The following is a 24027-nucleotide window of genomic DNA, read 5'->3' on the forward strand; positions in this document are numbered from 1 at the left end:
CCAAGCCCACGATGCTCATTCCACTGGTTGCGCAGGTGGTCGAATCGAGATTCGCCGGCCAAGGCCCCTCGGTCAGGGTGGCGTGGCGGTCGCGAACAGCCGCACAGGGAGTCGAACCTGTCCAGGCTTGGCCCCGCGCCACCCGGGCTTCTCGTCCACCACCTCGACGAAGCCGGGCGCAGGCAGGTCCCGCCGGAGGTTCACCGCACGGATACGCGGAGAAACCCTCTGGTCCGACGGGTCGACCGCCTCCCTGCACCGCGTCCGCGCACATCAGCCCGTCCGCGGCGCTCGCCGGCACACCGGTGGCCAGCAGTGTGCCAACCTGGAACCGGACCGACTGGCGGGCAGCTCCTCGGTGACCTCGGCGATGCCCTGTCAGGTGAGGAGACTGGTCGACTGCAGCCCCGTTGCCAACACCATGGTGCGGGCAACGATCGCGTCGCGCGCCGCCGCCTCAGCCGGCTTCCCTGGTCTCATGGCGACATTGTCCTCGTCTCCTGTCACCATGGACCGATGCTCAATCCGGTCGTCCGTCGGCTCGACTTCGGTTACTTCGTGAGGCCCGCGGAGGAGACCAGCACGAACAGCCCTCGCGTCGAGCCCTGCCTGGGCTACACCGTTGAGCACGCCGAGGGGTTACTGCTGATGGACACCGGCATGGGCAGCGACCCCGAGGTCGATGCGCACTACCGCCCGCACCGCCATTCCCTCGCAGCGGCGCTCGCGCACGTCGGCCATCAGCTCTCCGACGTGCGCCTGGTGGTCAACTGTCACCTGCACTTCGATCACTGCGGCGGCAACCCCGATCTGCCCGACCGACCGATCTTCACCCAACGCCAGGAGCTGGCAGCGGCACGCACCGCCGGATACACCCTGCCGGAGCTCATCGACAGACCCGGGCTGCTCTACCAGGAGCTCGACGGCGAAGCTGAGATCATGCCCGGGGTCCTGGTCGTGCCCACGCCCGGCCACACGCCGGGGCACCAGTCCCTCGTCGTGCGCCGGGAGGACGGCACGGTCATCGTTCTGGCCGGGCAGAGCCACGACACGGCCACCGACTACGGCGCCGACGCCCTCGCCTGGCGCGCCGCCCGTGAACGGCACCCACCGCCCCTGCCCGTGACGACGGGGTGGATCGACCGGCTGCAGCAGTTCGACCCCGCCCGCGTCGTCTTCGCCCACGACAACGCGGTCTGGGAGCCCTGAGGTCCCTGACCTCGTCCCGGGTCAGCAGTTCGCTCATGGATCCGTCGGCGCCGGATGGCCGCGTTGACACTGCGAACGGGGCACGGCAGCTCATTCGGCCCAACAGCTACGAGGCCGTATCGACCGCAACGACGGCGAGGGGAGGCGATCCCGGAGAAGTCGTCGACGTTGTGCGTGAAGACGGGAAGCTCGTTCGCCACCGCGCTGGCCGCGATCAGCGCATCGTCGTCACGGGCACGTGGCCTGCGCCTCCGAGGCCGCACCTGAGCTGCGACCCGGCTAAAGGCTCGGGCGGCTCGAGCAACTGGCAACAGTCCTCAGCCCAACCCGTCTCTTGCGTGCCCATTCTGTCGGGACCTGTATGCCTCAGGCGTTTCCGTTGGATCCGAGTGTTGACGCCGTCAAATTTCCGGAGCGATATCGACGGACTAGGGCTGCACCACGAGGAGCTGGACTGCGCGGCGGAGGTGCGGCCCGGAGTCGCGACACGTGCCGCCTGGCCTCGCCGCGGACCAGCGTGACAGACGACTTTAGCTCTTCCGGGTCTTGCGGCATGAAATGGGTGATGGCGGGAGAGCAGGGTCCCCGGAGACGGTGACGACCGACATGACTCAGACGGTGCCCGGTGACGTCCTGAGCGTGCCGGCCCGCCAGCGTCCCGTCGTTCGTCCCCCGTCGCTGACCTGCGTCGAGGCACCGGCAGCGCCCGGGCCACGCGGATGGCCACCGTGTCGACTCGCGGCCCGGTCATGCCTCGAACTGGACCCGGGCGATCTCCTCGCAGAGAGGGCCGAACAGCTCCTGGCGGACGCGGTTGTGCTCGGGGTCCTCGTCGTAGGAGCGGTAGGCCTGCTCGCTCACGAAGTCGGAGGTGATCGCGAAGTCCCAGGACTCGGCTCGCAGCCGCCGGTCGACGCCCACCCGGGCGTCGATCAGACCCTCCGGGCGCAGCGCCACGATGGCCTGCAGCGCTGGCTCGACGGCGGCCAGAGCCACCCCTGGCCTGAGGCGACCGACGACGACATTCCTGATCACGGGGGTGCCTCTCGTGCGCCGGCTCAAAGGTGGTGATCGTGACGCTGATCCGTCGTCATCCTAGACACCTGCGGCGGGGTGGTGTGAAGCCGTCGCTGTCGCCAGCCCCCGTGGTCAACAGCCAAGGTGGTCGGCCAGCTGCTCCAGGTCCTCGGCGACGAGCAGGCCGGGCAGCCCCGTCGGGGGCTCCCCGCCGCCGCCCGGGCCCCACTCCTGCGGCCGGCGGACGAAGATCGGGCGCAGGCCGACCCGCGCCGCCGCGACCAGGTCGTCGGCGTGGGCGGCCACCATGGCCACCTCTCCCGGCTCGCACCCGAGAAGCTCAACGGCGCGCAGGTAGGCCCGCGGGTCGGGCTTGTAGGTGTCGGCGAGCTGCGCCGAGAGGATCGCGTCGACCCTCAGGTCGGCGAAGCGGAACAGGTCGACCAGCAGCGCCACGTGACCGTTGGACAGGGTCGCGGTGCGATGTCTGGAGCGCAGCCGGACCAGCCCCGCCCTGGTGTCCGGCCAGGGCCGCAGGCGACGCCACGCCTGCACGAGCCTCTCCTCGTCCTCGGCCGGCAGCGCGACGGCGTGGCGGCCGAGGACCTCGGCGAGGGTCCCCCGGTGGAGCACGTCCAGATCACGCCACCCCAGGCCGCCGCGGACCCCGTCCAGCGCCGGCTGGTAGGCACGCCGCCAGTCGTCCACGATCGCAGCCCAGTCCGCGTCGACGCCTGAACCCAGGTCGGCGGCTTCGTCAAGAAGGCTGCCACGCCAGTCGACGAGCGTGCCGAAGACGTCGAAGAGCAGGGCGCGCGTCTGCGGCATCCCGTCATGATGGCACCTCCGACCAAGGGCGCGGAGGAGCGTCCTACAGTGAACCCGTGCCCACCGTCCTGCTCGTCCGCCATGGCCGCACCACCGCCAACGCCTCTGGCGTCCTCGCCGGCTGGACCCCCGGTGTCGGCCTCGACGACACCGGCAGGGGCCAGGTCGAGGGCCTCGGTGCCCGCATCTGCGCCGCCAGCCTGAGCATCGCACGCATCGTCTCCTCCCCGCTGCAGCGCTGCCAGGAGAGTGCCGGCGCCCTCACCGAGAAGGCCGCACCCGGTATACCTGTGGAGTCCGACGACCGACTGGGGGAGTGTCGCTACGGCTCCTGGACCGGGCGCAAGCTCTCCGAGCTGAGCAAGGAGGAGCTGTGGCGGGTCGTCCAGGACCAGCCGTCCGCCGCACGCTTTCCGGACGGTGACGAATTCCCCGGCGAGTCGATGGCCGGCATGCAGGCGAGGGCGCTCGAGGTCATCCGTGAGGTCGACGCCCAGGTCGAGGCGGCCCACGGCGCGCACGCCGTCTGGGTGGCGGTCTCGCACGGCGACGTGATCAAGGCGATCCTCGCCGACGCCGCCGGCGCCCACCTCGACCAGTTCCAGCGCATCCAGGTCGATCCGGCCTCCGTCTCCGTGGTCCGCTATACCGCCCGACGTCCGTTCCTCCTGCGCAGCAACGACACCGGGGGAGACCTCTCCTCCCTCCTGCCGCCGCCGCCCGCGGCCGAGGGCGAGCAGGACACCGACGGCGCGCCGGACGACGGGGACGCAGCCGTCGGCGGCGGCGCCGGAGCCGTCGGGGCAGCGGTCGGTTAAGGTCGACGTATGCCGGTGCATGACTTTGATCCGCCCGACCGGTTTGTCGTCGGGACCGTTGGCCCCCCGGGGCAACGGACCTTCTTCCTGCAGGCCAGCGGTGGCCGCCGCCTCATCAGCGTCTCCTGTGAGAAGGAGCAGATCTCGGTGCTGAGCGACCGGGTCAAGGACCTCATCGACCAGTTCGCCCCCGCCGTCGCCCTGGACACCGTCGCGGGGGACACCGCGCCGCTGAGCACCCCGATCGAGGACGAGTTCCGGGTTGCCACGCTCTCCCTCGCGTGGGATCCGGCGCGCTCCGTCGTCGTCATCGAGGCGTTCGATGCCGACGTGCCCGACGCCGGCGCCGAGGACGATGCTGCCGCCGACGTGCCGGACGCCTTCATCGAGTCGATGGAGGCGCGCACCGCGGTCCGGGTGGTCCTCTCACCGGCCCAGGCCCACGGCTTCGTCACGCGCGCCCACGCGCTGCTCTCCGCAGGACGCCCCCCGTGCCCCTTCTGCGGTGGGCCCCTCGACGCCAACGGGCACGTGTGCCCGAGGGCCAACGGCTACAAGCGCTGAGCCGTGGAGGGGCCCCGCACGGCCGACGACGTCGGCGTGGTCGTCGATGCACTCGTCAACGGTGAGCTGAACCTCATTGGCCAGATCACCGAGGCGTCCAACGTCGCCCTCCTGTGTGAGGTCGTCGACGTCGAGGCTGCCGAGGCTGTCACCGGTGGTCCGGTGCGGGTCATCTACAAACCGGTCCGGGGCGAACGACCCCTCTGGGACTTCCCCGACGGCACCCTCGCCGGGCGTGAGGTGGCCGCCTTCACCGTGTCCCGCGTCGGCGGCTGGGGCGTGGTGCCGCCCACGGTCCTGCGCGACGGACCGTTCGGGGAGGGCTCGGTCCAGCTGTGGATCGGTGACCCGTTCGGTGAGACGGCTGACGAGCACCCCGTCGACGTCGTGCCGCCCAGACGGATCCCGACGGGGTGGCTGTCCGTCGTCGACGGCGAGCTGAGCGACGGCGCGACGGCCACCGTCGTCCACCAGAACCGCGACGACGTGCGCGACGTGGCCGTCCTCGACGCGGTCGTGAACAACGGCGACCGCAAGGGCTCGCACCTCGTCCGGGACGGCGCCGGGGCCCTGTGGGGGTTCGACCACGGGGTGACGTTCAGCGCCGACCCCAAGCTGCGGACGGTGCTGTGGGGATGGGCCGGGAAGCCGCTGCGTGACGTCGACACCGAACGGCTCGAACGGCTCCGGGGACTGCTCGACGACGCCGAGTCGGACCTCTCCACGACGCTCGCCGCCCTGCTGCCCCGCGGGGACGTGCGGGCGCTGCAGCGTCGGGTCGTGGGCCTGCTCCGCGTCGGAGTCCACCCCCAGCCGCGAGGTGGCTGGCCGGCGATCCCGTGGCCGGCCCTCTGACCGGCAGGCGGGGGCACAGTGCCGCGGCGCCGGCGGCGCCGGCGGCGCCGGCGGTGGAGGCGGTGCCCGGGTGAGACGGGTCAGCGCCGACGACTAGGCTTCCTGCCGTGATCTCGTGGCCCTCCCCCTTCATCCCCGCAGTCCCCGGCACCGGTCTGCCCGTGCAGGTCTTCGACACCGCGGCGGGGCGCCTGCGGGCACTGACGCCGGGACCGGTGGCCGGGATCTACGTCTGCGGGATCACCCCCTATGACGCCACCCACATGGGTCACGCGGCCACCTACGTCACCTTCGACCTCGTCGGCCGGGTGCTGCGGGACGCCGGCCACGACGTCACCTACGTCCAGAACGTCACCGACGTCGACGAGCCCCTCTTCGAGCGGGCCGAACGGGAGGGCATCGACTGGACCCACCTCGCGCGCGCCCAGACGGCCCTCTTCCGCGAGGACATGACGGCCCTTCAGGTCATCGCCCCGGACCACTTCGTCGGCGCCGTCGAGAGCATCCCGTGGGCCGTCGAGGCGATCGAGAAGCTCGTGGCCGGCGGCACGGCATACCTCGTCGACGTCCCGGACGGTGACGGACAGGACATCTACTTCGACACGGCCTCGCAGCCCCGCTTCGGTCACGTGTCGTCCCTGCCGCGAGACGAGATGCTCGCGCTCTTCGCCGAACGCGGCGGCGACCTCGATCGCGAGGGCAAGCGTGACGCACTCGACCCCCTCCTGTGGCGGGCCCCCCGCCTCGGCGAGCCGTCGTGGCCGGGCGGGTCGCTGGGCCCTGGCCGGCCCGGGTGGCACATCGAGTGCACGACGATCGCCCTCCGACACCTCGGTATGCCGTTCGACCTCCAGGGCGGGGGCACCGACCTGATCTTCCCGCACCACGAGATGAGCGCCGCCCACGCCGAGGCGATCACCGGGACGGCGCCCTTCGCCCGGAACTACGTGCACCAGGCGATGGTGGGACTCGACGGCGCGAAGATGAGCAAGTCCAAGGGCAACCTCGTCCTCGTCTCCTCGCTTCGAGCCGCAGGCGTCGACCCGATGGCGATCAGGCTCGCGCTGCTGGACCACCACTATCGCACCCCTTGGGAGTGGACCGACGAGGTGCTCGCCGCGGCGCAGTCCCGACTGGACACCTGGCGAGAAGGCCTGTCCGGCAACGGTGGTCCGGCGGCGGAGTCGACGGTGGCCCGGGTCCGCGAGTGCCTCGCCAACGACCTCGACTCACCGGGCGCCCTCGACGCCATCGACGCGTGGGCCGCAGACTCCATCGCCCACGGCGGCCCCGAGATCGGCGCCCCGGGCGTTGTCGCGCGGGTGGCTGACGCCCTGCTCGGCGTCCGCGTCTGAGGACGCGGCGTCGTCGGGTCCTGCGCCGGATCCTGTCCCGGGTCCTGCTCGGGCGCCCGGGGGCGATCGACGTCGTCTCAGCCCGTCGGGGGCCTCTCGTCACCCCGGCGGCGCAGATAGCGCTCGAACTCCCGGGCGATGGCGTCGCCGCTGGCCTCCGGGAGGTCGGCGGTGTCCGTCGCCTCCTCGAGGTCGTGGACGTACTCCCGCACCTCGTCGTCGGAGTCGGCGAGCTCGTTGACGCCCCGCTCCCAGGCCCGGGCCGTCTCGGGCAGGTCGGCGAGCGGAATGCTGATGTTGAAGAGCGACTCGAGCTTGCCGAGCAGCCCGAGGGTCGCCTTGGGTGAGGGCGTCCCGCCGGCGTAGTGCGGCACGGCGGCCCAGCAGGACAAGGAGGTGAGCCCCGTGCGGGTGGCGGCGTCGGCGAGGACACCGACGATGCCGGTCGGCCCCTCGTACTTGCTGGCCTCCGCATCGAAGCGGTGCACCACGTCGTCGTCGTCCGACGTCGCGGTCACCGGGATCGGTCGGGTGTGCGGGACGTCGGCGAGCAGGGCGCCGAGGGTGACGAAGGTGGTGACGCCGAGCTGCTCCGCATACTCCAGCAGCTCGATGGTGAACGAGCGCCAGCGGGTGGACGGCTCGATGCCCTCGATGAGGACGACGTCACGATCGAAGGCGGTGTTGCGGGCGAGCAGGATCCGGGTGGTGGGCCAGATGATCCGACGTTGCGAGTCCTCGGTCACGACGCGGGGCCGGTTGACCTGGAAGTCGTAGTACTCCTCCGGGTCGAGCGCCGCGATCGGCTCGGCGTTCCACACGTCGACGAGGTGGGCAATGACCGCGGTGGCCGCCTCGCCGGCGTCGTTCCACCCCTCGAACGCGGCGATGAGGATCGGGTCGCGCAGCTCGGGGACGTCCTCGAGTTCGATCACGAAGCCTCCCGACGGCTGATGGTGGTTGGCGTGGTGCTCTGGCATGGGGCTCGGGGCGTGGTGCCCGCGTCGGGACCGGGAGGACCCGACGGCTCCCACCCTATGTCGTGCCCGGGGGATCTCCCGCGCGGGCCACGCCTACACTTGCCCGTCGTGACAACCATTGCCGCCGGGCTCCCCGCCGCAGTCCTGTGGGACATGGACGGCACCCTGATCGACAGCGAGCCCTACTGGATCGAGGAGGAGCACGCACTCGTCGAGTCGTTCGGTGGCGTCTGGAGCGAGGCGCACGCCCACGCCCTCGTCGGGAACCCGCTCGAGGTCTCGGCGCAGTACATCATCGACCACTCACCCGTCGACCTGGGCGTCACCGAGGTGGTCGAGCGCCTCATGCACGGCGTGATGCGCCGCGTCGAAGCCGAGGTCCCGTGGCGACCGGGGGCCCTGGAGCTGCTCACCGCCCTGCGTGGGGCGGGCGTCAAGAACGCGCTGGTCACGATGTCCTGGCGCCCCTTCACCGACCTGCTCGTGCGACTGCTCCCCGCGGGGTCCTTCGACATCATCGTCCCCGGCGACTCGGTGCAGCACGGCAAACCGCACCCCGAGCCCTATCTCAAGGCCGCCGCTCTGCTCGGGGTCGACGTCGCGGACTGCGTGGCCATCGAGGACTCGCCGTCAGGCGTGAGGTCGGCCGTCGCGGCGGGGGTCCCGACGATCGCAGTGCCCCACGTCGTGGCGGTGCCGAGACTGGCCGGCGCCGTGCAGGTCCCGACGCTGCGCGGGGTCACGCCCGCCGACCTGTTGACCCTGGTCGGCTCCGTCATGGTCCGCTGACGCTGACGCTGACGCTGACGCTGACGCCGACTCCGTGCCCCGGGAGGTCACGGGCACCCGGGCGCTGGCGATGGGGCGTGCTCAGGGGCCGCCGGAGAGGAGGTCGGCGCGCACCTGTCTGCGCAGGACCTTGCCGATCATCGTGCGGGGCAGCTCCTCGACCACGACGACGCGACGCGGCACCTTGTAGGCCGTCAGCCTCTCCTTGCAGGCGGCCCGCACGGCCTGCTCGTCTAACTCCGCACCCGGCTCGAGGACGACGGCCGCGGTCACGTCCTCGCCACCGTGGGCCGACGGCACTCCGACGACGGCGGCGTCGGCGATGCCCGGGACCTGACGCAGGCAGTCCTCGACCTCCGAGGGGTAGACGTTGAACCCGCCGGTGATGATCAGCTCCTTGATGCGGTCGACGATGGTGAAGAACCCGTCGTCGTCCATCACGACGACGTCGCCGGTCCGGATCCACCCGTCCGGGAGGACGACCGCCGCCGACTCCTCGGGGCGTTCCCAGTAGCCACCGAACACCTGCGGGCCGCGCAGCAACAGCTCTCCCGGTGCGCCGTGGGGCACCTCCTGGGTGTGGTCGTCCCGGTCGACCACCCGGACCTGCGTGGAGGGGAAGGGGACTCCCACGGCCCCGAGTCGGCGAGTCGGACCGGCCGGGTTGCCGAGGGCGATCGGTGAGGTCTCGGTCATCCCGTAGCCCTCCACGAGCAGGCCGCCCGTGACCGACTCCCACAGCTGCGCGGTGCTCTCCGGGAGCGACATGGCACCGGAGATCGCGTAGCGCACCGAGGTGAGGTCGATGCCACGGTCCCGGGCGGCGGTGGCGAGCCGCTCGTAGATCGGCGGCACGGCGGGCAGGAACGTCGCCGGGCGTCGGCGGTGTGCCTCAAGCACCATCTCGAGGTCGAATCGGGGGAAGAGGACGAGGGTGGCCCCGACGGTCACGGCGAACGTCAGGCAGAGGGTCAGGCCGTAGGCGTGGAACAGCGGCAGGACGGCGTAGATGACCTCCTCCCCGTCGACGAGGCCCGGCAGCCAGGCCCGGCCCTGCTGGGCGTTGGCAACGAGGTTGCGATGGGTGAGCACGGCAGCCTTCGGCCTGCCTGTCGTGCCGCCGGTGTACTGCAGCACCGCGACGTCCCCGACGTCGGGGCGGGGATGGGTGTCGGCCAGGGCGGGGCTCCGGGCGACCAGTCGCTCCCAGCTCGGCACCTCGCCAGCGGGTCCGGCCATCGCGGATCGGGACGCCCTGGCCTTCGCCAGGGGCAACCGCAGCGCGAGGCGCTTCAGCGGCGGCAGCGCTGCCGGCAGGTTAACGGCCAGGACTGCCTCGACGCCGAGCGGTCCGGCGATCCGCTGCACCAGCGGGGCAACCTTGTCCCAGGTGATGACGACGCGGGGGCGGTGGTCCTCCAGTTGGTGAGACATCTCGTCCTCGGTGTAGAGCGGGTTGTGCTCCACCACGACGGCCCCGAGGCGCAGCACCGCGTAGAAGGCCACGACGTGCTGCGGGCAGTTGGGCAGCACGAGTGCCACCCGGTCACCCGCTCGGACCCCCAGGCGGCGCAGGCCCTCGGCGGCCCGGGCGACCGAGGCGCCCAGCTGCTCGTAGGTGGTCGTCCCGCCGAAGAAGTCCAGGGCCACGCGGGAGCCGAACCTGCCCACCGAGCGTTCGAGGAGTGCAACGAGCGAGTCCGTGGGGACCGGGATGTCGAGCGGCACCCCGGGCGCGTAGCTCTTGGCCCAGGGTCGTGGGTCGTCACCGTGCATGCTCTGCCTGTCGTCGGTGGGTCGTTGGTCACGCCACCCGTGCTGAGGGAGCGCCGTCCGCCCATCCTGTCAGTCGTCGGCAGGGTCGACCTCGCCGGTGACCACCGGGTCGAGCGCGAGCAGCGGGGCGTTCTCGGGCAGCGGGGGAGGCGTCCCGCCCCATGCCGGGCACAAGGCCTTGTGGTCGCACCAGTCGCACAGTCGTGACGTGCGTGGTCGCCAGTCGCCCGTCGTCGCGGCCCGCTCGATGGCCGTCCACAGGGCCTTGATCTTGCGTTCGGTGGCGAGCAGGTCGGCCTCGTCGGGGGAGTAGCGCATCAACTCGCTGTTGCCGAGGTAGACCAGCTGCAGCATCTGCGGGATGACGCCGCGCAGGCGCCACAGGACCAGCGCGTAGAACTTCATCTGGAAGAGCGCCTTGGCCTCGAACAGCTCCGACGGCGAGCGACCGGTCTTGTAGTCGACCACCCGCAGCGCACCGTCAGGGGCGATGTCGAGCCGGTCGACGTAGCCGCGCAGCGTCAACCCGTCGAAGTCGGCCTCGACGTAGAGCTCCCGCTCGGCCGGCTCGAGCCGGGTGGGGTCCTCGAGGGTGAACCACGCGGTGATGAGCTTACCGGCCTCGGCGAACCAGCTCTCCTGCGTGCGGGCCTCGTCGCTCTCGAGCATCGCGGCCAGCTCCGGCTCGGCCTCGACGAGCTGGCGCCACTGCGGCCCCACCAGCGCCGCGGCCGCCTCCGGTGTGCGCTCCGCGGCCGGCAGGTCGAAGAGGCGTTCGAGCACCGAGTGGACGAGTGTGCCCCGTGCGGCGGCCGGGGACGGCGGCGACGGGAGCCGGTCGATGACCCGGAAGCGGTAGAGCAGCGGGCACTGCATGAAGTCGGACGCCCGGCTCGGGGACAGTGCGGCGGACCGCCCGGGCAGCGGGCCCGGTGCGGTGCCGATCGAGGGGGCGGTGGCCGAGGTAGGGCTCATGTCCGGCACTGTATGCGGGACTCCTGACACGGCATACCCGTCCGTCGTGCTACCCCGTCGTCGCATCCGGCAACCCGGTGCCCAGGGACACCGACGTGCCGGACGCAAGGGGCTGGGTCAGTCCTCGGGCTGGTAGGCGAGGTTCGGGCCAAGCCAGCGCTCGGCCTCGGCGAGGCTCCAGCCCTTGCGCCCGGCGTAGTCCTGCACCTGGTCGCGGCCGACCCGGCCGACGACGAAGTACTGCGACTGGGGGTGCGAGAAGTAGAACCCGCTGACCGCGGCGCCGGGCCACATGGCCATGCTCTCGGTCAGCTCGATCCCGGTCCGGTCGGTCACGTCGAGCAGCGACCAGAGGGCCTGCTTCTCGGTGTGGTCGGGACAGGCGGGGTATCCCGGGGCGGGGCGGATGCCGGAGTATCGCTCCTCGATGAGGGCGGCGCTGTCGAGGCTCTCGTCCGGCGCGTAGGCCCAGAACTCCTTGCGGACCCGCTCGTGCATGCGCTCGGCGAAGGCCTCGGCCAGGCGGTCGGCGAGCGACTCGAGCAGGATCGCGCTGTAGTCGTCGTTGTCGGCCTTGAACTCGCTGATCTTCTCGCCGATCCCGAGGCCGGCCGTCACCGCGAAGCCGCCGACGTAGTCGTGCTGACCGCTGTCCCGGGGCGCGACGAAGTCGCCCATCGACCGGTTGGGGATGCCGGCGCGGTGGGCGCCCTGCTGGCGCAGGTTGCGCAGGGTGGTGATGACCTCGGACCGGGACTCGTCGGCATACACCTCGATGTCGTCGCCGTCGGCGTTCGCGGGGAACAGCCCCACCACGCCCTTGGCCTGCATCCACTGGCCCTCGATGGCCCGGTCCAGCAGCTGCTGGGCGTCGTCCCACAGCTTGCGGGCGGTCTCACCGGAGGCGGGGTTGTTGAGGATGTCGGGGTAGCGCCCCTTCATCTCCCACGCGCCGAAGAACGGCGTCCAGTCGATGTAGCGACGCAGCTCCTCGAGGGGGTAGTCGTGGAAGGTCTTGACGAACTGGGTCGCGACGCCGTGCCGGTGGTCGCAGCTCGGGCCCTGGCACACGTCCTTGGCCTGCTGGGTCAGCAGCCGGGGGCGCGGCGGCCGGTAGGAGCTCCAGTCGATCGGTGTGCGGTTGTCGCGGGCCAGCTCGAGGCCGAGCAGCGGCCGCTCGCTGAGCTTGGCGGCGTGCCGGGCCCGGACGGAGTCGTAGTCGGCCAGGGTGTCCGCGAGCAGCGCCGGCCGCAGCTCGTCCGACAGCAGCGCGGCGGCGACGGGGACCGACCGGGAGGCGTCCTTCACCCAGACGATGGGGCCGTGGTACTTCGGGGTGACCTTGACGGCCGTGTGCGCCTTGGACGTGGTCGCGCCGCCGATGATCAGCGGGATCTCGAAGCCCTGACGCTCCATCTCGGCGGCGAAGTTGACCATCTCGTCGAGCGAGGGCGTGATCAGCCCCGACAGGCCGATGATGTCGGCCTGCTCCTCCCGGGCGGCGTCGAGGATCTTCTGGGCCGGCACCATGACGCCGAGGTCGACGACGTCGTAGTTGTTGCACTGCAGCACCACGCCGACGATGTTCTTGCCGATGTCGTGGACGTCGCCCTTGACCGTCGCCATGACGATCTTGCCCTTGGCCTTCTGGACGTCGCCGGGCTTCTTCTCGGCCTCGATGAAGGGGATGAGGTAGGCGACCGCCTTCTTCATGACCCGGGCGCTCTTGACCACCTGGGGGAGGAACATCTTGCCCTGGCCGAAGAGGTCACCGACGACGTTCATCCCGTCCATGAGCGGGCCCTCGATGACCTCGATCGGCCGGCCGCCGCGCGCCGAGATCTCCTGGCGCAGCTCCTCGGTGTCGCTCTCGGCGTGCAGGTCGATGCCCTTGACGAGGGCGTAGGTGATCCGCTCGCCCACGGGCAGTGAGCGCCACTCCTCGGCGATCGCCTCCTGCTTGGTGTCGCCGGTGTTGAAGCGGTCGGCCACTTCGAGCAGCCGGTCGGCGGAGTCGGGACGGCGGTTGAGGATGACGTCCTCGATCCGCTCGCGAAGGTCGGGGTCGACCTGGTCGTAGATGACGAGCGCGCCGGCGTTGACGATGCCCATGTCCATGCCGGCCGCGATCGCGTGGTAGAGGAACACCGCGTGGATCGCCTCGCGCACGGCGTTGTTGCCACGGAACGAGAACGAGACGTTGGAGACCCCGCCGGAGACCAGGGCGTGGGGCAGGTTGGCCTTGATCCAGCGGGTCGCCTCGATGAAGTCGAGCCCGTATGCCGCGTGCTCCTCGATACCGGTCGCGACGGCGAAGACGTTCGGGTCGAAGATGATGTCCTCGGGCGCGAAGCCCACCTCGTCGACGAGGATGTCGTAGGCGCGCCGGCAGATCTCCTGGCGCCGCTCGAGGTTGTCGGCCTGGCCCTGCTCGTCGAAGGCCATGACGACGATCGCGGCGCCGTACTTGCGGCAGAGGCGGGCGTTCGCGATGAACGGCTCGACGCCCTCCTTCATCGAGATCGAGTTGACGATCGGCTTGCCCTGCACGCACTTGAGGCCGGCCTCGATCACCTCCCACTTGGAGGAGTCGATCATCAGCGGCACCCGGGAGATGTCCGGCTCGCTGGCGATGAGCTTGACGAAGCGGTCCATCGCGGCGACACCGTCGATCATCCCCTCGTCCATGTTGATGTCGATGACCTGGGCACCGGCCTCGACCTGCTGGCGGGCGACGTTGAGCGCGGTGGGGTAGTCCTCTTCCTTGATCAGCTTGCGGAAGCGGGCCGACCCGGTGATGTTGGTGCGCTCGCCGATGTTGACGAAGAGCGACTCGGCGGTGACGGTCAGCGGCTCGAGGCCCGAGAGGCGCAGCGCTGGCGGGACGACAGCCGGCACGCGGGGGCTCTTGCCCTCGGCCGACTTCGCGATCGCCGAGATGTGCTCGGGAGTCGTGCCGCAGCAGCCCCCGAGGAGGTTGACCAGGCCGCTGGCGGCGAACTCCTCGATGACCGCGGACATCTGCTCGGGCGACTCGTCGTACTCGCCGAACGCGTTGGGCAGGCCGGCGTTGGGATAGCAGGAGACGTAGCAGCCGGCGATCCGCGACAGCTCGGCGAGGTAGGGCCGGATCTCGGCCGCCCCCAGGGCACAGTTCAGGCCGACGGCCAGCGGTCGGGCGTGGCTGATGGAGGTGAAGAACGCCTCGGTCACCTGCCCTGACAGGGTGCGCCCCGAGGCGTCGGTGATGGTGCCGGAGATGATCACCGGCCAGCGGCGGCCGTGCTCCTCGAAGAGGGTCTCGCAGGCGAAGATCGCGGCCTTGGCGTTGAGGGTGTCGAAGACGGTCTCGATGATGAGCAGGTCCGACCCGCCGTCGACCAGGCCGCGGGCCTGCTCCAGGTAGGCCTCGACGAGCTCGTCATAGGTGACGTTGCGCTTGCCGGGGTCGTTGACGTCGGGGGAGATCGACGCGGTCCGGTTGGTCGGCCCGAGGGCCCCGGCGACGTAGCGCGGCCGGTCGGGGGTCCGGGCGGTCATGGCGTCGCACTCGACCCGCGCCAGCCGGGCCGCGGCGAGGTTCATCTCGTAGCCGAGGTCCTGCATCCCGTAGTCGGCCAGGGAGATCCGCTGCGCGTTGAAGGTGTTGGTCTCGACGAGGTCGGCGCCGGCCTTGAGGTACTCGCGGTGGATGCCGCTGATGATCTCCGGCTGGGTGAGGCTGAGCAGGTCGTTGTTGCCCTTCAGGTCGCTGTCCCAGTCGGCGAAACGCCCGCCGCGGTAGTCGGCCTCGCCGAGCTCGTGCCGCTGGATCATCGTGCCCATGGCGCCGTCGAGGATGAGGATGCGCTCGCGAAGGAGGGCCGACAGGGCGTCGGTGGCGTCGGGCTGCAGGGCTGGGGAGTGGGGCACAGAATCCTTGGGGTCGGGCCGGGTGCGACATCCAAGTATGGCCCGGTCCCCACAGGCGACGCACGGTGGGACCGCAGGGACGATGACATAGGGTCGCGTCATGTCCGCCGGCAGCCCCACCCCGACGTCGGCGCACGGCTGGCGCATCGCGAGCGTGCACGGCATACCGGTCTATCTGGGCCGCAGCTGGCCCATCATCGCGCTGATCATCGTCGTGACCTTCGGCCCGCAGGTGCGCCACCCGGCCACCCTCTCGACGGGCGGCACCTTCGGGTATGCCGTGGCGCTGGCCTATGCGCTGCTCCTGCTCGTCTCGGTGCTCGCCCACGAAGGCGCCCACGCCGTGCTGGCCCGGCGCTTCGGCTACCGGGTCGACCGGGTGGTCGCTGATCTGTGGGGCGGGCACACGGTCTACGACAGCTCGCAGTCCCGGCCGGGCGCGAGCGCGGCGATCGCCGTGGCCGGACCCCTGGCCAACCTGGCCCTCGCGGGCGTTGCCTATCTCCTGGTGCAGGTCGTCGATGGGGGGGTCGTGGGGCTGTTGCTGGGCGCCGTCATGCTGACGAACGCCTTCGTCGGGGCCTTCAACCTGCTGCCGGGCCTCCCGCTCGACGGCGGGTTCATCGTCGACGCCCTGGTCTGGAAGGCCACCGGAGACCGCAACCGGGGACTCATCGTGGCCGGCTGGCTCGGTCGCGTGGTAACCGTGGCGGTCATCCTTTGGCTGGTCGGGTGGCCCCTGCTGCAGGGAGACCCGCCGTCGCTCTTCACCATCGTCTGGAGCGGGCTCATCGGCGCGTTCCTGTGGGCCGGGGCGACGAACGCCATCCGGGCAGGCACGAGCCGGCGCGTCATCGAGCGGGTGTCACTCGCCCAGGTGCTGCGTCCGGTGGTCCTGGTCGCGGCGACGGACTCCGCCGAGCAGGTCCTCGGCGGGCTGAGCTCGTCAGGCGGGCTCACGGACGGCTCCGGGCGAGGAGCCGACGCGGGGGTGGGCGTCCGGGCGGCGACCCCGACAGTCGTGGCCCTCGATCCGTCGGGCCGGGCAACCGGGATCGTCGACGTCGCGACGCTGCACGGGGTGGATCCGTCGCGGCGGGCCGACGTGCCGGTCTCGGCAGTCGCCGCGCGTCAGCCCGACGGCTGGGTCGTCGCCGCGGAGTCCGGCGACGACGTGTCAGGCGTCATCTCGGCGATCGTCGCCCGACAGCAGGCCGTGGGGGGCGAGGCCCTGCGTCTCGTCCTGGTGGTCAACGCCGCCGGCGACGTCCTCGGCACGGTGTCGGTGGACGACCTCAACGACGCGTTCGGCTGACCGGGACCTCGACCGAACTGGGTCCGGCGCACGGCCCACGGCCCGGGGCCGACTCCGGCGCTCATCCACAGGCTGTCCGACTGTCGTCCCATCGTCCACAGGCTGGCGTCGGCTCCTCGCGCTCCGCTGGTCCGCTCGGCTTTGATCGGGACAGTCATCGAGGTCACCCCAGACAGGAGGACGCGTGCAACCGAGGGGATCGTCATCATCATCATTATCGGCCGACGACGAGGCCGGGCCCGTCAACTCGGTGCGCCTCGTGGGCCGGGTCAGTGCCGAACCGGAGCACCGTGAGCTGCCCAGCGGCGACAAGCTGGTCCTGCTGCGGGTGATCGTGTCGAGACCGGTCCGACGGGGCAGATCCGGGCCGGGGCCTCGGGGAGCAGCCACCACGGCGGCGACCACGAAGGCGTCCACGCCGGGCGGCGCACCCGCCCGGCAGCAGGTCGACACCATCGACGTGACCTGCTGGACAGCGGTCGTGCGGCGGGCCGCCGCCGGGCTGCAACCGGGTCAGGTCGTCGAGGTGCACGGCGCGCTGCGGCGGCGCTTCTACCGGGCCGGGGCGAGCACCCAGAGCCGCTACGAGGTCGAGGCGTCGCTGCTGCGCAAGGTGGGCGGGCCGCCGGGTGGGGTGGGTGGGATGGGGGTCAGGACACGTCGCGTCGGGTGAACACCCAGGCACCCAGGGCGACAAAGACGGTGACGAGGACGCTGAGATAGATGCTGGCATGGCCGAAGGTGAGGATCCGCTCCACGTTCTGGCACGACAGTCCCTGATCGGTGTTCGTGCATGAGTCGACCAGGTAGGTGAGGTCATGACCGACCCAGGCCTGGAAGTTGGGCTGGACCACCCACGGTCTCGGATCCGGCACGAGGCTCGAGATGAGCGCGAAGAACACCTCGACCAGGACCGCGTAGCCGAGCAGAACGCCGAGGGCGGCCGCCGTGTTGCGCAGCAGTCCGCCGAGCACGGCGCCGCCAACCGCGGCGGCAGCCGAGACGACGACGACCCGCACGACGAGCCACGCGAGGTCGACCACCTGAGCCCCGGACACCGCACCTGCCACGCCATAGGAGGTGGTGAGCCAGTAGATGCCCACAGCGAGGGTCAGGACGCCCGGCGCCGTGACCGGGATCGAGCCGAGGCCGGCCGCGATGAGCTTGCTCGCATAGACCCGGGTCCGGCGCGGTTCGAAGGTCAACCACGTGGCGAGGTTGCCGGTGGTGAACTCGGCGGCGACGAAGCCGGCGCCGACGAGGAACCCGATCACGGCCATGACGACCGCCAGGCCCGAGAGCAGGTCCGTGGTGAGGCCGACGAACGCGACGGGGGCTCCCTGCATGGAGGCGGCCATCTCGTCGCAGTGGAAGTTGGCGGTCGGGTCGCTCCGGCGGGTCTCGGCCTGGGCGTCGCGGCACTGTTGGAGCTGCAGCCCGACGCGTTCCTGGATCCGCTCCGGTGTGGAATCCCTCGCCTTCTGCTGGGCGGCGAAGAGCGCGATGGCCATGACCGCGAGGACACCGGCGCCGGCAATCCGCGTCAGCCGGCGGGCGAAGAAGCGCCGCAGCTCGACCCGGACGAGCAGGATCATGTCTCCTCCCCGCCGGAGCCCAGACCCTTGTGGGCGGTCAGCTCGAGGAAGACCGACTCGAGGTCGGCCCGCACTGGAACCAGCTCGTTGACCCAGAGGTCGTTCGCCGCCAGCCGGTGGGTGATCTCAGCCCCGTCGGTCACTCCGTCGACGCGCAAGAGGTGCCCGTCGGGCGTGACGCTGAACCCGGAGTCGACCAGGACTCGGGTCGCGCCAGCCGGGTCGGACACGCCCACCCGCAGGCCGCTCACGGTGCCCCGACCGATGACGTCCTGCACCGAGCCGGACGCGAGCAGCCGTCCGCGGCCGATGATCGAGACGGTGTCGGCGACGTGCTCGACCTCGCCGAGGATGTGGCTGCTCACCAGCACCGTGCGCCCCTCGGCGCCGAGGGCACGCATCGTCGTGCGGATCTCGTGGATGCCTGCGGGATCGAGGCCGTTGGTGGGCTCGTCGAAGATCAGCAGGTCGGGGGACTTCAGCAACGTGGCCGCGATTGCCAGACGCTGCTTCATCCCCAGTGAGTAGCTCGAGAACCGGTCCCTCCCGCGCTCGCCGAGGCCGGTCTGCTCCAGCACCCGGTCGACGGTCGTCGGCGGTGCTCCGATGGCGTCGGCGAGCAGGGCGAGGTTGGTGCGCCCGGTGAAGGACGGGAAGAACCTTGGGGACTCCACGATCGCGCCGACGCGTCCGATGATCTCGGGCAGCCGCCGGGGCACTTCGTGGTCGAAGATCCGCATCGTCCCGGCGTCGGCGCGGATCAGCCCCAGCAGCATCCGGATCGATGTCGTCTTGCCGGAGCCGTTGGGTCCGAGGAACCCGTGCACGCCGCCGGCCGGCACCTCGAGGTCGAGTCCCTGGACCGCCACCTGGCGACCCCGACGGGTGCGGTACGTCTTGCGCAAGCCCCGCGTCGCGATGGCGAGGTCCCCCCGCTCGGCTTTCGTGCTCATCCCCGCACCCCCATCGGTCGGACGCGTGGATGTCGTCGGACCGCAACAGCCCGACGCGTTCCCTGCGTCCCACCCGACGCTAGCGGCGCGGTTGCGGTCGACCGACCTCCGACACCCCGGCATGACGCCGCAGTCCTGTCTGCTCAGCCACCCCCGCGAGGGAGGACCTTCGACCCTGCTGGGGTGCGGGCGGTCAACGTACGTTCGAGGTGTGTCACAGACGTGGGCGCCACCTCGCGCCGACGCGGAACTCCAGGAGCTCAGATGTTTGTGAAACTGATCATGGGTGACGACAGCGGCGCTGGCACGTTCGTGGACTGGGGTTTCCTCCACGTGTCGGTCGCCAACATCGCCGTCATCGGCGCCATGCTGGCCCTCTTCGTGCTCGCCCTCGTGGTCCCGTTCCCGGGCCACCACCGCACCGGTCGGGGAGACCCGAGATGAGCGCCCTCAACCCTCCGGCCGGGCGCGTCTCCGGGGGAGTCCCACCAGCCTCCGGCGGACGTGCCGCGTTCCAGGCACCGGAGGTCTCGTCGGGCAGTTGGACCGAGTCCCTGCGCACCCGGCTCGTGCACGTCGTCCCCGAGGGTGAGGCCCTCCCGGACCGCCAGCCGGTCTACGTCTCCTCGTGGATCTACGTCTTCGGAGTGCTCACCATGGCCGCGCTCGCGGTCGTCATCGCGACCGGCGGCGTCCTCGCCGTTGGTGGCGCGGCGTGGTGGCACACCTCGGGCCTCGGGCACTTCGTCAACTCGCTGCACCTCTGGAGCGTCGAGCTCTTCTTCGCCTTCATGGTGATCCATCTCTGGGGCAAGTTCTGGATGGCGGCCTGGCGCGGGGGTCGCGCGATGACCTGGGTCACCGGGGTCGTGGCGTTCCTCGGCTCGATCGGGACCGCCTTCACCGGCTATCTCTCCCAGTCGAACTTCGACTCGCAGTGGATCAGCGTCGAGGCCAAGGACGGCCTCAACTCCGTCGGCATCGGGGCCTGGTTCAACGTCCTCAACCCGGGACAGATGCTCCTGTGGCACGTGGTCCTGCTCCCGGCCGTGATCGGCGTCCTCGTCGTCCTGCACGTCATCCTCGTCCGGCGCCACGGCGTCGTCCCGCCCCTCGACGCCGAAAGGGCGTGAGCACCATGAGCGCGTCCACCACCTCCCGCCGGACCGTCCGCCGTCACGGCCAACCACCGACGCCCGACTCCCACAGTTTTCCCACCCGCCCCTACGACCTCGTCAAGGAGTTCGTCATCGCGCTGCTCGCCGTGGCGCTGCTCACGACCGGGCTCGCGGTGGCGTTCTCCTCACCGGACGAGCAGGCCATCACCCTCAGCGGGTGGGCCGCTGCGGCCCCCAACGACGTCGTGGCGACCGCCACGGGCGAGCTGGCGGGGACCACCACGAGCGCGGGCTACGGCCCGCCCTACAACACCGCCGCCGACGGACAGGTGCTCGGCCCGCTGTCCCTGCAGAAGTGGGCCGGCCCCCGGCTGTCCCTCGACTCCGCCCAGGACCTCGTCCTCGGTCCGCTCGGTGGGGTGGCCGGCGACCCCACGCTGACCTCGGCTCTCGCGGCCTGGCGGGGCGCCCCCGCGGAGCAGCAGACCGCCTGGGCCACGGCATACGGCGACGGACTCAAGACGGCTCCAGACGGCGACCCCACGCAGGTCACACCCGGCGACTACGGCCCGGTGCCGATGATCGCGACCTCCTTCCTCGGCCTGGCCCGGGGAGGTGGCCTCGAGGGGAGCCTGACCTCGTCGGGGACCTTCTACGGGGGTGACCAGACGCGGTCACTGCTCCTGCTCTCCGACGGCGCCTACCTCGAGGACCAGGCCCGCGCCCTCAGCCTCGGCGGCGACCAGTGGGGGATGATGAACGAGACGGGCAACTACCCCGGACAGCCGTGGATGTGGCTCTACACCTTCTGGTACCAGGTGCCCCCGTTCTCCACGTCGGACAACGCCGACGCCCAGGTGTGGGCCCTGATGATGCTGCTCAGCCTCGCGCTGCTGCTCGTCCCGTTCATCCCGGGCCTGCGCTCGCTGCCCCGGCTCGTCCCCGTCCACCGGCTGGTGTGGAGGGACTACTACCGGGACCACCCCCGGACCTGACGGCGAAGGGCGGCCCCACCCGGACCGGGGTGGGCCCGCCCCTAGACTCTCTCCTCGTGACCGCGCCGCAGGAGAGCCCCGAGACCCCCACCGTGACCGCCCGGCGCGGCCCGTTCGCGGTGGGCGACCGGGTCCAGCTGACGGACAACAAGGGTCGCCTGCACACGATCACCCTCGAGGTGGGCCGCGAGTTCCACACCCACCACGGCCGCCTCGCGCACGACGACGTCATCGGCCGCCCCGACGGGTCGGTCGTGGCAAACAGCTCGGGCATCGAGTACCTCGTGCTTCGGCCCCTGCTGGCCGACTACGTGATGTCGATGCCGCGGGGCGCCGCGGTCGTCTACCCCAAGGACGCCGGCCAGATCGTCACGATGGCCGACATCTTCCCCGGGGCCCGCGTCGTCGAGGCCGGCGTCGGATCCGGCGCCCTGAGCATGTCCCTGCTCCGGGCCATCGGCGAGCACGGCGAGCTGATCTCCTTCGAGCGACGCGAGGACTTCGCGGACATCGCCCGCGGCAACGCCCGCGTCTTCTTCGGCCGGGAGCACCCGGCCTGGCGGATCGAGGTCGGTGACCTCGTCGAATCCCTGCCGACCGCCGTCGAGGACGGCAGCGTGGACCGGGTCGTCCTGGACATGCTCGCCCCCTGGGAGTGCCTCGACGCGGTGGGGGAGGCGATGCTGCCCGGCGGCGTGCTCATCTGTTATGTCGCCACCGCCACCCAGCTGTCCCGGGTCGCCGAGGCGATGCGCGACCACGGCGGCTGGACCGAGCCGTCGGCCTGGGAGTCGCTCGTGCGCGGCTGGCATCTCGAGGGCCTCGCCGTCCGGCCGCAGCACCGGATGCACGGCCACACCGGGTTCCTCATCACGACCCGACGGCTCGCGCCCGGAGTGGCCCCGCCCAAGCGGACCCGACGCCCCGCGAAGGGGGTGCCCGACGATGGCGAGCACCCCGGCATACCCTCTGGCGACGACGCCGGGCACGCGCAGTGGAGCCCGGAGGAGCTGGGGGAGCGGCCCGTTTCCGAGAAGAAGATCCGACGCGTTCGCCGGAGTGTGACCGAAACCTCCGACGAGTGACGAGCGAACCGGGTTAGGGTCGAGTGGATCGCTGACCCCGCGTCGTCTGGAGGTGCCGATGTCCGAGCACATGCCCCCTGAGAACGAGCCCGAGAACGAGCCCGGGAACGCGTCTGCGAGCGATCCCCGTGGGAACGACGACGCCGTGGAGCTGACCCGTCAGCGCGACCTGCTCAGCCGGGAGGTCTCGGAGCTGCGCGACCGGGTGCGGGAGAGCCCCTCTCGCTCACGCGACCTCGAGAACCGCGTCCTGCAGCTGCAGACGTCGCTGAACACGCTGTCGAACCAGAACGAACGCCTCGTGCGCACCCTCAAGGAGGCGCGCGAGCAGATCATCACGCTCAAGTCCGAGGTCGACCGGCTGGCCCAGCCGCCGAGCGCCTACGGCCTCATTGTCGAGTCCTACGACGACGCGACGGTCGACATCCTCACCTCGGGTCGCAAGATGCGCGTTGCGGTGAGCCCCAACGTCGACCCCGCCACGCTCAGCGCCGGCCGGGAGGTCATGCTCAACGAGGCCCTCAACGTCGTGGCCACGTGCGGCTACGAGCGGGTCGGCGAGGTGGTGATGGTCAAGGAGCTGCTCGACGACGACCGCATCCTTGTCGTGGCCCACGCCGACGAGGAGCGGGTGTGCCGTCGTGCCGAGTCCCTCACGGGCGAGCCGATCCGGGTCGGTGACGCGCTGCTGCTCGACCCGCGGTCCGGGTTCGTCTACGAGCGCATCCCCAAGGCCGAGGTCCAGGACCTCGTGCTCGAGGAGGTGCCCGACATCGCCTACGAGGACATCGGTGGCCTCGCCCGTCAGATCGAGCAGATCCGGGACGCGGTCGAGCTGCCCTACCTGCACCCGGACCTGTTCAAGGAGCACCAGCTCAGGCCGCCGAAGGGCGTCCTGCTCTACGGCCCCCCGGGGTGCGGGAAGACGCTCATCGCGAAGGCCGTCGCGGCGTCGCTGGCCAAGAAGGTGGCCGAGCGCACCGGGAAGTCGACGGAGAAGAGCTACTTCCTCAACATCAAGGGCCCCGAGCTGCTGAACAAGTACGTCGGGGAGACCGAGCGGCACATCCGGCTGATCTTCCAGCGCGCGCGCGAGAAGGCCTCTGACGGAACGCCGGTCGTCGTCTTCTTCGACGAGATGGACTCGCTGTTCCGCACCCGCGGCTCGGGGGTGTCCAGCGACGTCGAGACGACGATCGTGCCGCAGCTGCTGTCGGAGATCGACGGGGTGGAGCGCCTCGAGAACGTCATCGTCATCGGCGCCTCGAACCGCGAGGACATGATCGACCCCGCGATCCTGCGCCCGGGGCGCCTCGACGTGAAGATCAAGATCGAGCGTCCCGACGCCGAGAGCGCCCGGGACATCTTCACGAAGTACCTCGTGCCCAGCCTGCCGCTGCACGAGCACGACCTGGCCGAGAACAGCGGCAACCGGGAGGCGACGCTCGAGGGGATGATCCAGGCCACCGTCGAGAGGATGTACTCCGAGATCGACGAGAACCGCTTCCTCGAGGTGACCTATGCCGGCGGCGACAAGGAGATCCTCTACTTCAAGGACTTCAACTCGGGCGCGATGATCCAGAACATCGTCGACCGGGCCAAGAAGATGGCGATCAAGGACTTCCTCACCATCGGCCAGAAGGGCATCCGGGTCGAGCACCTCCTCGCCTCGTGCGTCGACGAGTTCAAGGAGAACGAGGACCTGCCGAACACGACCAACCCCGACGACTGGGCCCGGATCTCCGGCAAGAAGGGTGAGCGCATCGTCTACATCCGCACCCTCATCAACACCAAGGACGGCACCGAGCCCGGACGCTCGATCGCCAACGTCGCCAACACCGGTCAGTACCTCTGACGCTGCGCGGCCGGTGGAGGAGGTCGCGGGGGA

At 70.9% G+C, this 24027-nt stretch carries 20 protein-coding genes and 1 pseudogene; 13 read left to right on the forward strand and 8 right to left on the reverse strand.

Features of this window, described 5'->3' with window-relative positions:
- Nucleotides 1-516 precede the first annotated feature (516 nt).
- Nucleotides 517-1209 carry an N-acyl homoserine lactonase family protein gene (locus tag ACLL9L_RS12550; RefSeq protein ID WP_411284996.1) on the forward strand — a complete coding sequence of 231 codons (693 nt, stop codon included), beginning with the start codon at nucleotides 517-519 and terminating at the stop codon, nucleotides 1207-1209.
- A 747-nt stretch (nucleotides 1210-1956) separates the two neighbouring features.
- Here ACLL9L_RS12550 and ACLL9L_RS12555 read toward each other — a convergent pair.
- On the reverse strand, nucleotides 1957-2244 hold the full coding sequence (locus ACLL9L_RS12555) for a Dabb family protein (RefSeq protein ID WP_411284997.1): 288 nt from the start codon (nucleotides 2242-2244) through the stop codon (nucleotides 1957-1959).
- 114 nt (nucleotides 2245-2358) lie between these two features.
- Entirely contained in the window at nucleotides 2359-3054 is a 696-nt protein-coding gene (locus ACLL9L_RS12560; RefSeq protein ID WP_411284998.1) for a haloacid dehalogenase type II, read from the reverse strand.
- A 56-nt stretch (nucleotides 3055-3110) separates the two neighbouring features.
- Here ACLL9L_RS12560 and ACLL9L_RS12565 point away from each other — a divergent pair, with 56 nt between their 5' ends.
- The 4 genes from ACLL9L_RS12565 to mshC all read left to right on the forward strand — a co-directional run bounded on the left by ACLL9L_RS12565 (nucleotide 3111) and on the right by mshC (nucleotide 6646).
- Nucleotides 3111-3872 carry a histidine phosphatase family protein gene (locus tag ACLL9L_RS12565; protein WP_411284999.1) on the forward strand — a complete coding sequence of 254 codons (762 nt, stop codon included), beginning with the start codon at nucleotides 3111-3113 and terminating at the stop codon, nucleotides 3870-3872.
- Between the two features lie 9 nt (nucleotides 3873-3881).
- Complete coding sequence (locus ACLL9L_RS12570) at nucleotides 3882-4436, forward strand: DUF3090 domain-containing protein (protein WP_411285000.1); 555 nt, start codon at nucleotides 3882-3884, stop codon at nucleotides 4434-4436.
- A gap of 3 nt (nucleotides 4437-4439) precedes the next feature.
- Nucleotides 4440-5291, forward strand: coding sequence for an SCO1664 family protein (locus ACLL9L_RS12575; protein WP_411285001.1), 852 nt, complete (start codon nucleotides 4440-4442; stop codon nucleotides 5289-5291).
- A gap of 107 nt (nucleotides 5292-5398) precedes the next feature.
- Nucleotides 5399-6646, forward strand: a complete 1248-nt coding sequence (mshC, locus tag ACLL9L_RS12580) for a cysteine--1-D-myo-inosityl 2-amino-2-deoxy-alpha-D-glucopyranoside ligase (RefSeq protein ID WP_411285002.1) — start codon at nucleotides 5399-5401, stop codon at nucleotides 6644-6646.
- 77 nt (nucleotides 6647-6723) lie between these two features.
- Here the strand turns inward: mshC and ACLL9L_RS12585 are convergent, their stop codons facing one another.
- The gene (locus tag ACLL9L_RS12585; RefSeq protein ID WP_411285003.1) at nucleotides 6724-7581 is read right to left on the reverse strand and encodes a PAC2 family protein; all 858 of its coding nucleotides are present in this window, start codon (nucleotides 7579-7581) and stop codon (nucleotides 6724-6726) included.
- Nucleotides 7582-7734: 153 nt separating this feature from the next.
- Here ACLL9L_RS12585 and ACLL9L_RS12590 point away from each other — a divergent pair, with 153 nt between their 5' ends.
- Entirely contained in the window at nucleotides 7735-8415 is a 681-nt protein-coding gene (locus ACLL9L_RS12590) for an HAD family hydrolase (RefSeq protein ID WP_411285004.1), read from the forward strand.
- Nucleotides 8416-8496: 81 nt separating this feature from the next.
- On the opposite strand, the pseudogene ACLL9L_RS12595 reads toward ACLL9L_RS12590, so the two are convergent.
- From ACLL9L_RS12595 to metH, 3 genes and pseudogenes are all read right to left on the reverse strand, one after another.
- Nucleotides 8497-10218, reverse strand: a pseudogene (locus ACLL9L_RS12595) (long-chain-fatty-acid--CoA ligase); the annotation flags it as partial.
- 42 nt (nucleotides 10219-10260) lie between these two features.
- A complete protein-coding gene (locus tag ACLL9L_RS12600; RefSeq protein WP_411285005.1) occupies nucleotides 10261-11166 on the reverse strand; it encodes a RecB family exonuclease in 906 nt (301 codons plus the stop codon).
- Between the two features lie 117 nt (nucleotides 11167-11283).
- On the reverse strand, nucleotides 11284-15078 hold the full coding sequence (metH, locus tag ACLL9L_RS12605; protein WP_411285006.1) for a methionine synthase: 3795 nt from the start codon (nucleotides 15076-15078) through the stop codon (nucleotides 11284-11286).
- A 100-nt stretch (nucleotides 15079-15178) separates the two neighbouring features.
- Between metH and ACLL9L_RS12610 the strand changes: the two genes are divergently transcribed.
- Entirely contained in the window at nucleotides 15179-16393 is a 1215-nt protein-coding gene (locus ACLL9L_RS12610) for a site-2 protease family protein (protein ID WP_411285007.1), read from the forward strand.
- A 184-nt stretch (nucleotides 16394-16577) separates the two neighbouring features.
- Nucleotides 16578-17066 carry a single-stranded DNA-binding protein gene (locus ACLL9L_RS12615; protein ID WP_411285008.1) on the forward strand — a complete coding sequence of 163 codons (489 nt, stop codon included), beginning with the start codon at nucleotides 16578-16580 and terminating at the stop codon, nucleotides 17064-17066.
- On the opposite strand, the gene ACLL9L_RS12620 is transcribed toward ACLL9L_RS12615, so the two are convergent.
- On the reverse strand, nucleotides 17044-17988 hold the full coding sequence (locus ACLL9L_RS12620; RefSeq protein WP_411285009.1) for an ABC transporter permease subunit: 945 nt from the start codon (nucleotides 17986-17988) through the stop codon (nucleotides 17044-17046). The two genes, ACLL9L_RS12615 and ACLL9L_RS12620, sit on opposite strands and share 23 nt — an antisense overlap.
- Complete coding sequence (locus ACLL9L_RS12625) at nucleotides 17985-18941, reverse strand: ABC transporter ATP-binding protein (protein WP_411285010.1); 957 nt, start codon at nucleotides 18939-18941, stop codon at nucleotides 17985-17987. The genes ACLL9L_RS12620 and ACLL9L_RS12625 overlap by 4 nt, the downstream gene beginning before the upstream one ends.
- A 264-nt stretch (nucleotides 18942-19205) precedes the next feature.
- Between ACLL9L_RS12625 and ACLL9L_RS12630 the strand changes: the two genes are divergently transcribed.
- The 5 genes from ACLL9L_RS12630 (at nucleotide 19206) to arc (ending at nucleotide 23994) form a co-directional block, all read left to right on the forward strand.
- Nucleotides 19206-19385 (forward strand): hypothetical protein, encoded by a 180-nt coding sequence (locus ACLL9L_RS12630; RefSeq protein ID WP_411285011.1) that lies wholly within the window; start codon nucleotides 19206-19208, stop codon nucleotides 19383-19385.
- Nucleotides 19382-20074 carry a cytochrome b N-terminal domain-containing protein gene (locus tag ACLL9L_RS12635; RefSeq protein ID WP_411285012.1) on the forward strand — a complete coding sequence of 231 codons (693 nt, stop codon included), beginning with the start codon at nucleotides 19382-19384 and terminating at the stop codon, nucleotides 20072-20074. The genes ACLL9L_RS12630 and ACLL9L_RS12635 overlap by 4 nt, the downstream gene beginning before the upstream one ends.
- Nucleotides 20075-20079: 5 nt before the next feature.
- Nucleotides 20080-21054 (forward strand): hypothetical protein, encoded by a 975-nt coding sequence (locus ACLL9L_RS12640; RefSeq protein WP_411285013.1) that lies wholly within the window; start codon nucleotides 20080-20082, stop codon nucleotides 21052-21054.
- Nucleotides 21055-21110: 56 nt separating this feature from the next.
- On the forward strand, nucleotides 21111-22139 hold the full coding sequence (locus tag ACLL9L_RS12645) for a tRNA (adenine-N1)-methyltransferase (protein ID WP_411285014.1): 1029 nt from the start codon (nucleotides 21111-21113) through the stop codon (nucleotides 22137-22139).
- Between the two features lie 70 nt (nucleotides 22140-22209).
- Nucleotides 22210-23994 carry a proteasome ATPase gene (gene arc, locus ACLL9L_RS12650; protein ID WP_411285036.1) on the forward strand — a complete coding sequence of 595 codons (1785 nt, stop codon included), beginning with the start codon at nucleotides 22210-22212 and terminating at the stop codon, nucleotides 23992-23994.
- Nucleotides 23995-24027 lie beyond the last annotated feature (33 nt).

It is taken from the genome of Lapillicoccus sp., from assembly GCF_046595215.1.
In the GTDB taxonomy this organism is placed as follows: Bacteria; Actinomycetota; Actinomycetes; order Actinomycetales; family Dermatophilaceae; genus Lapillicoccus.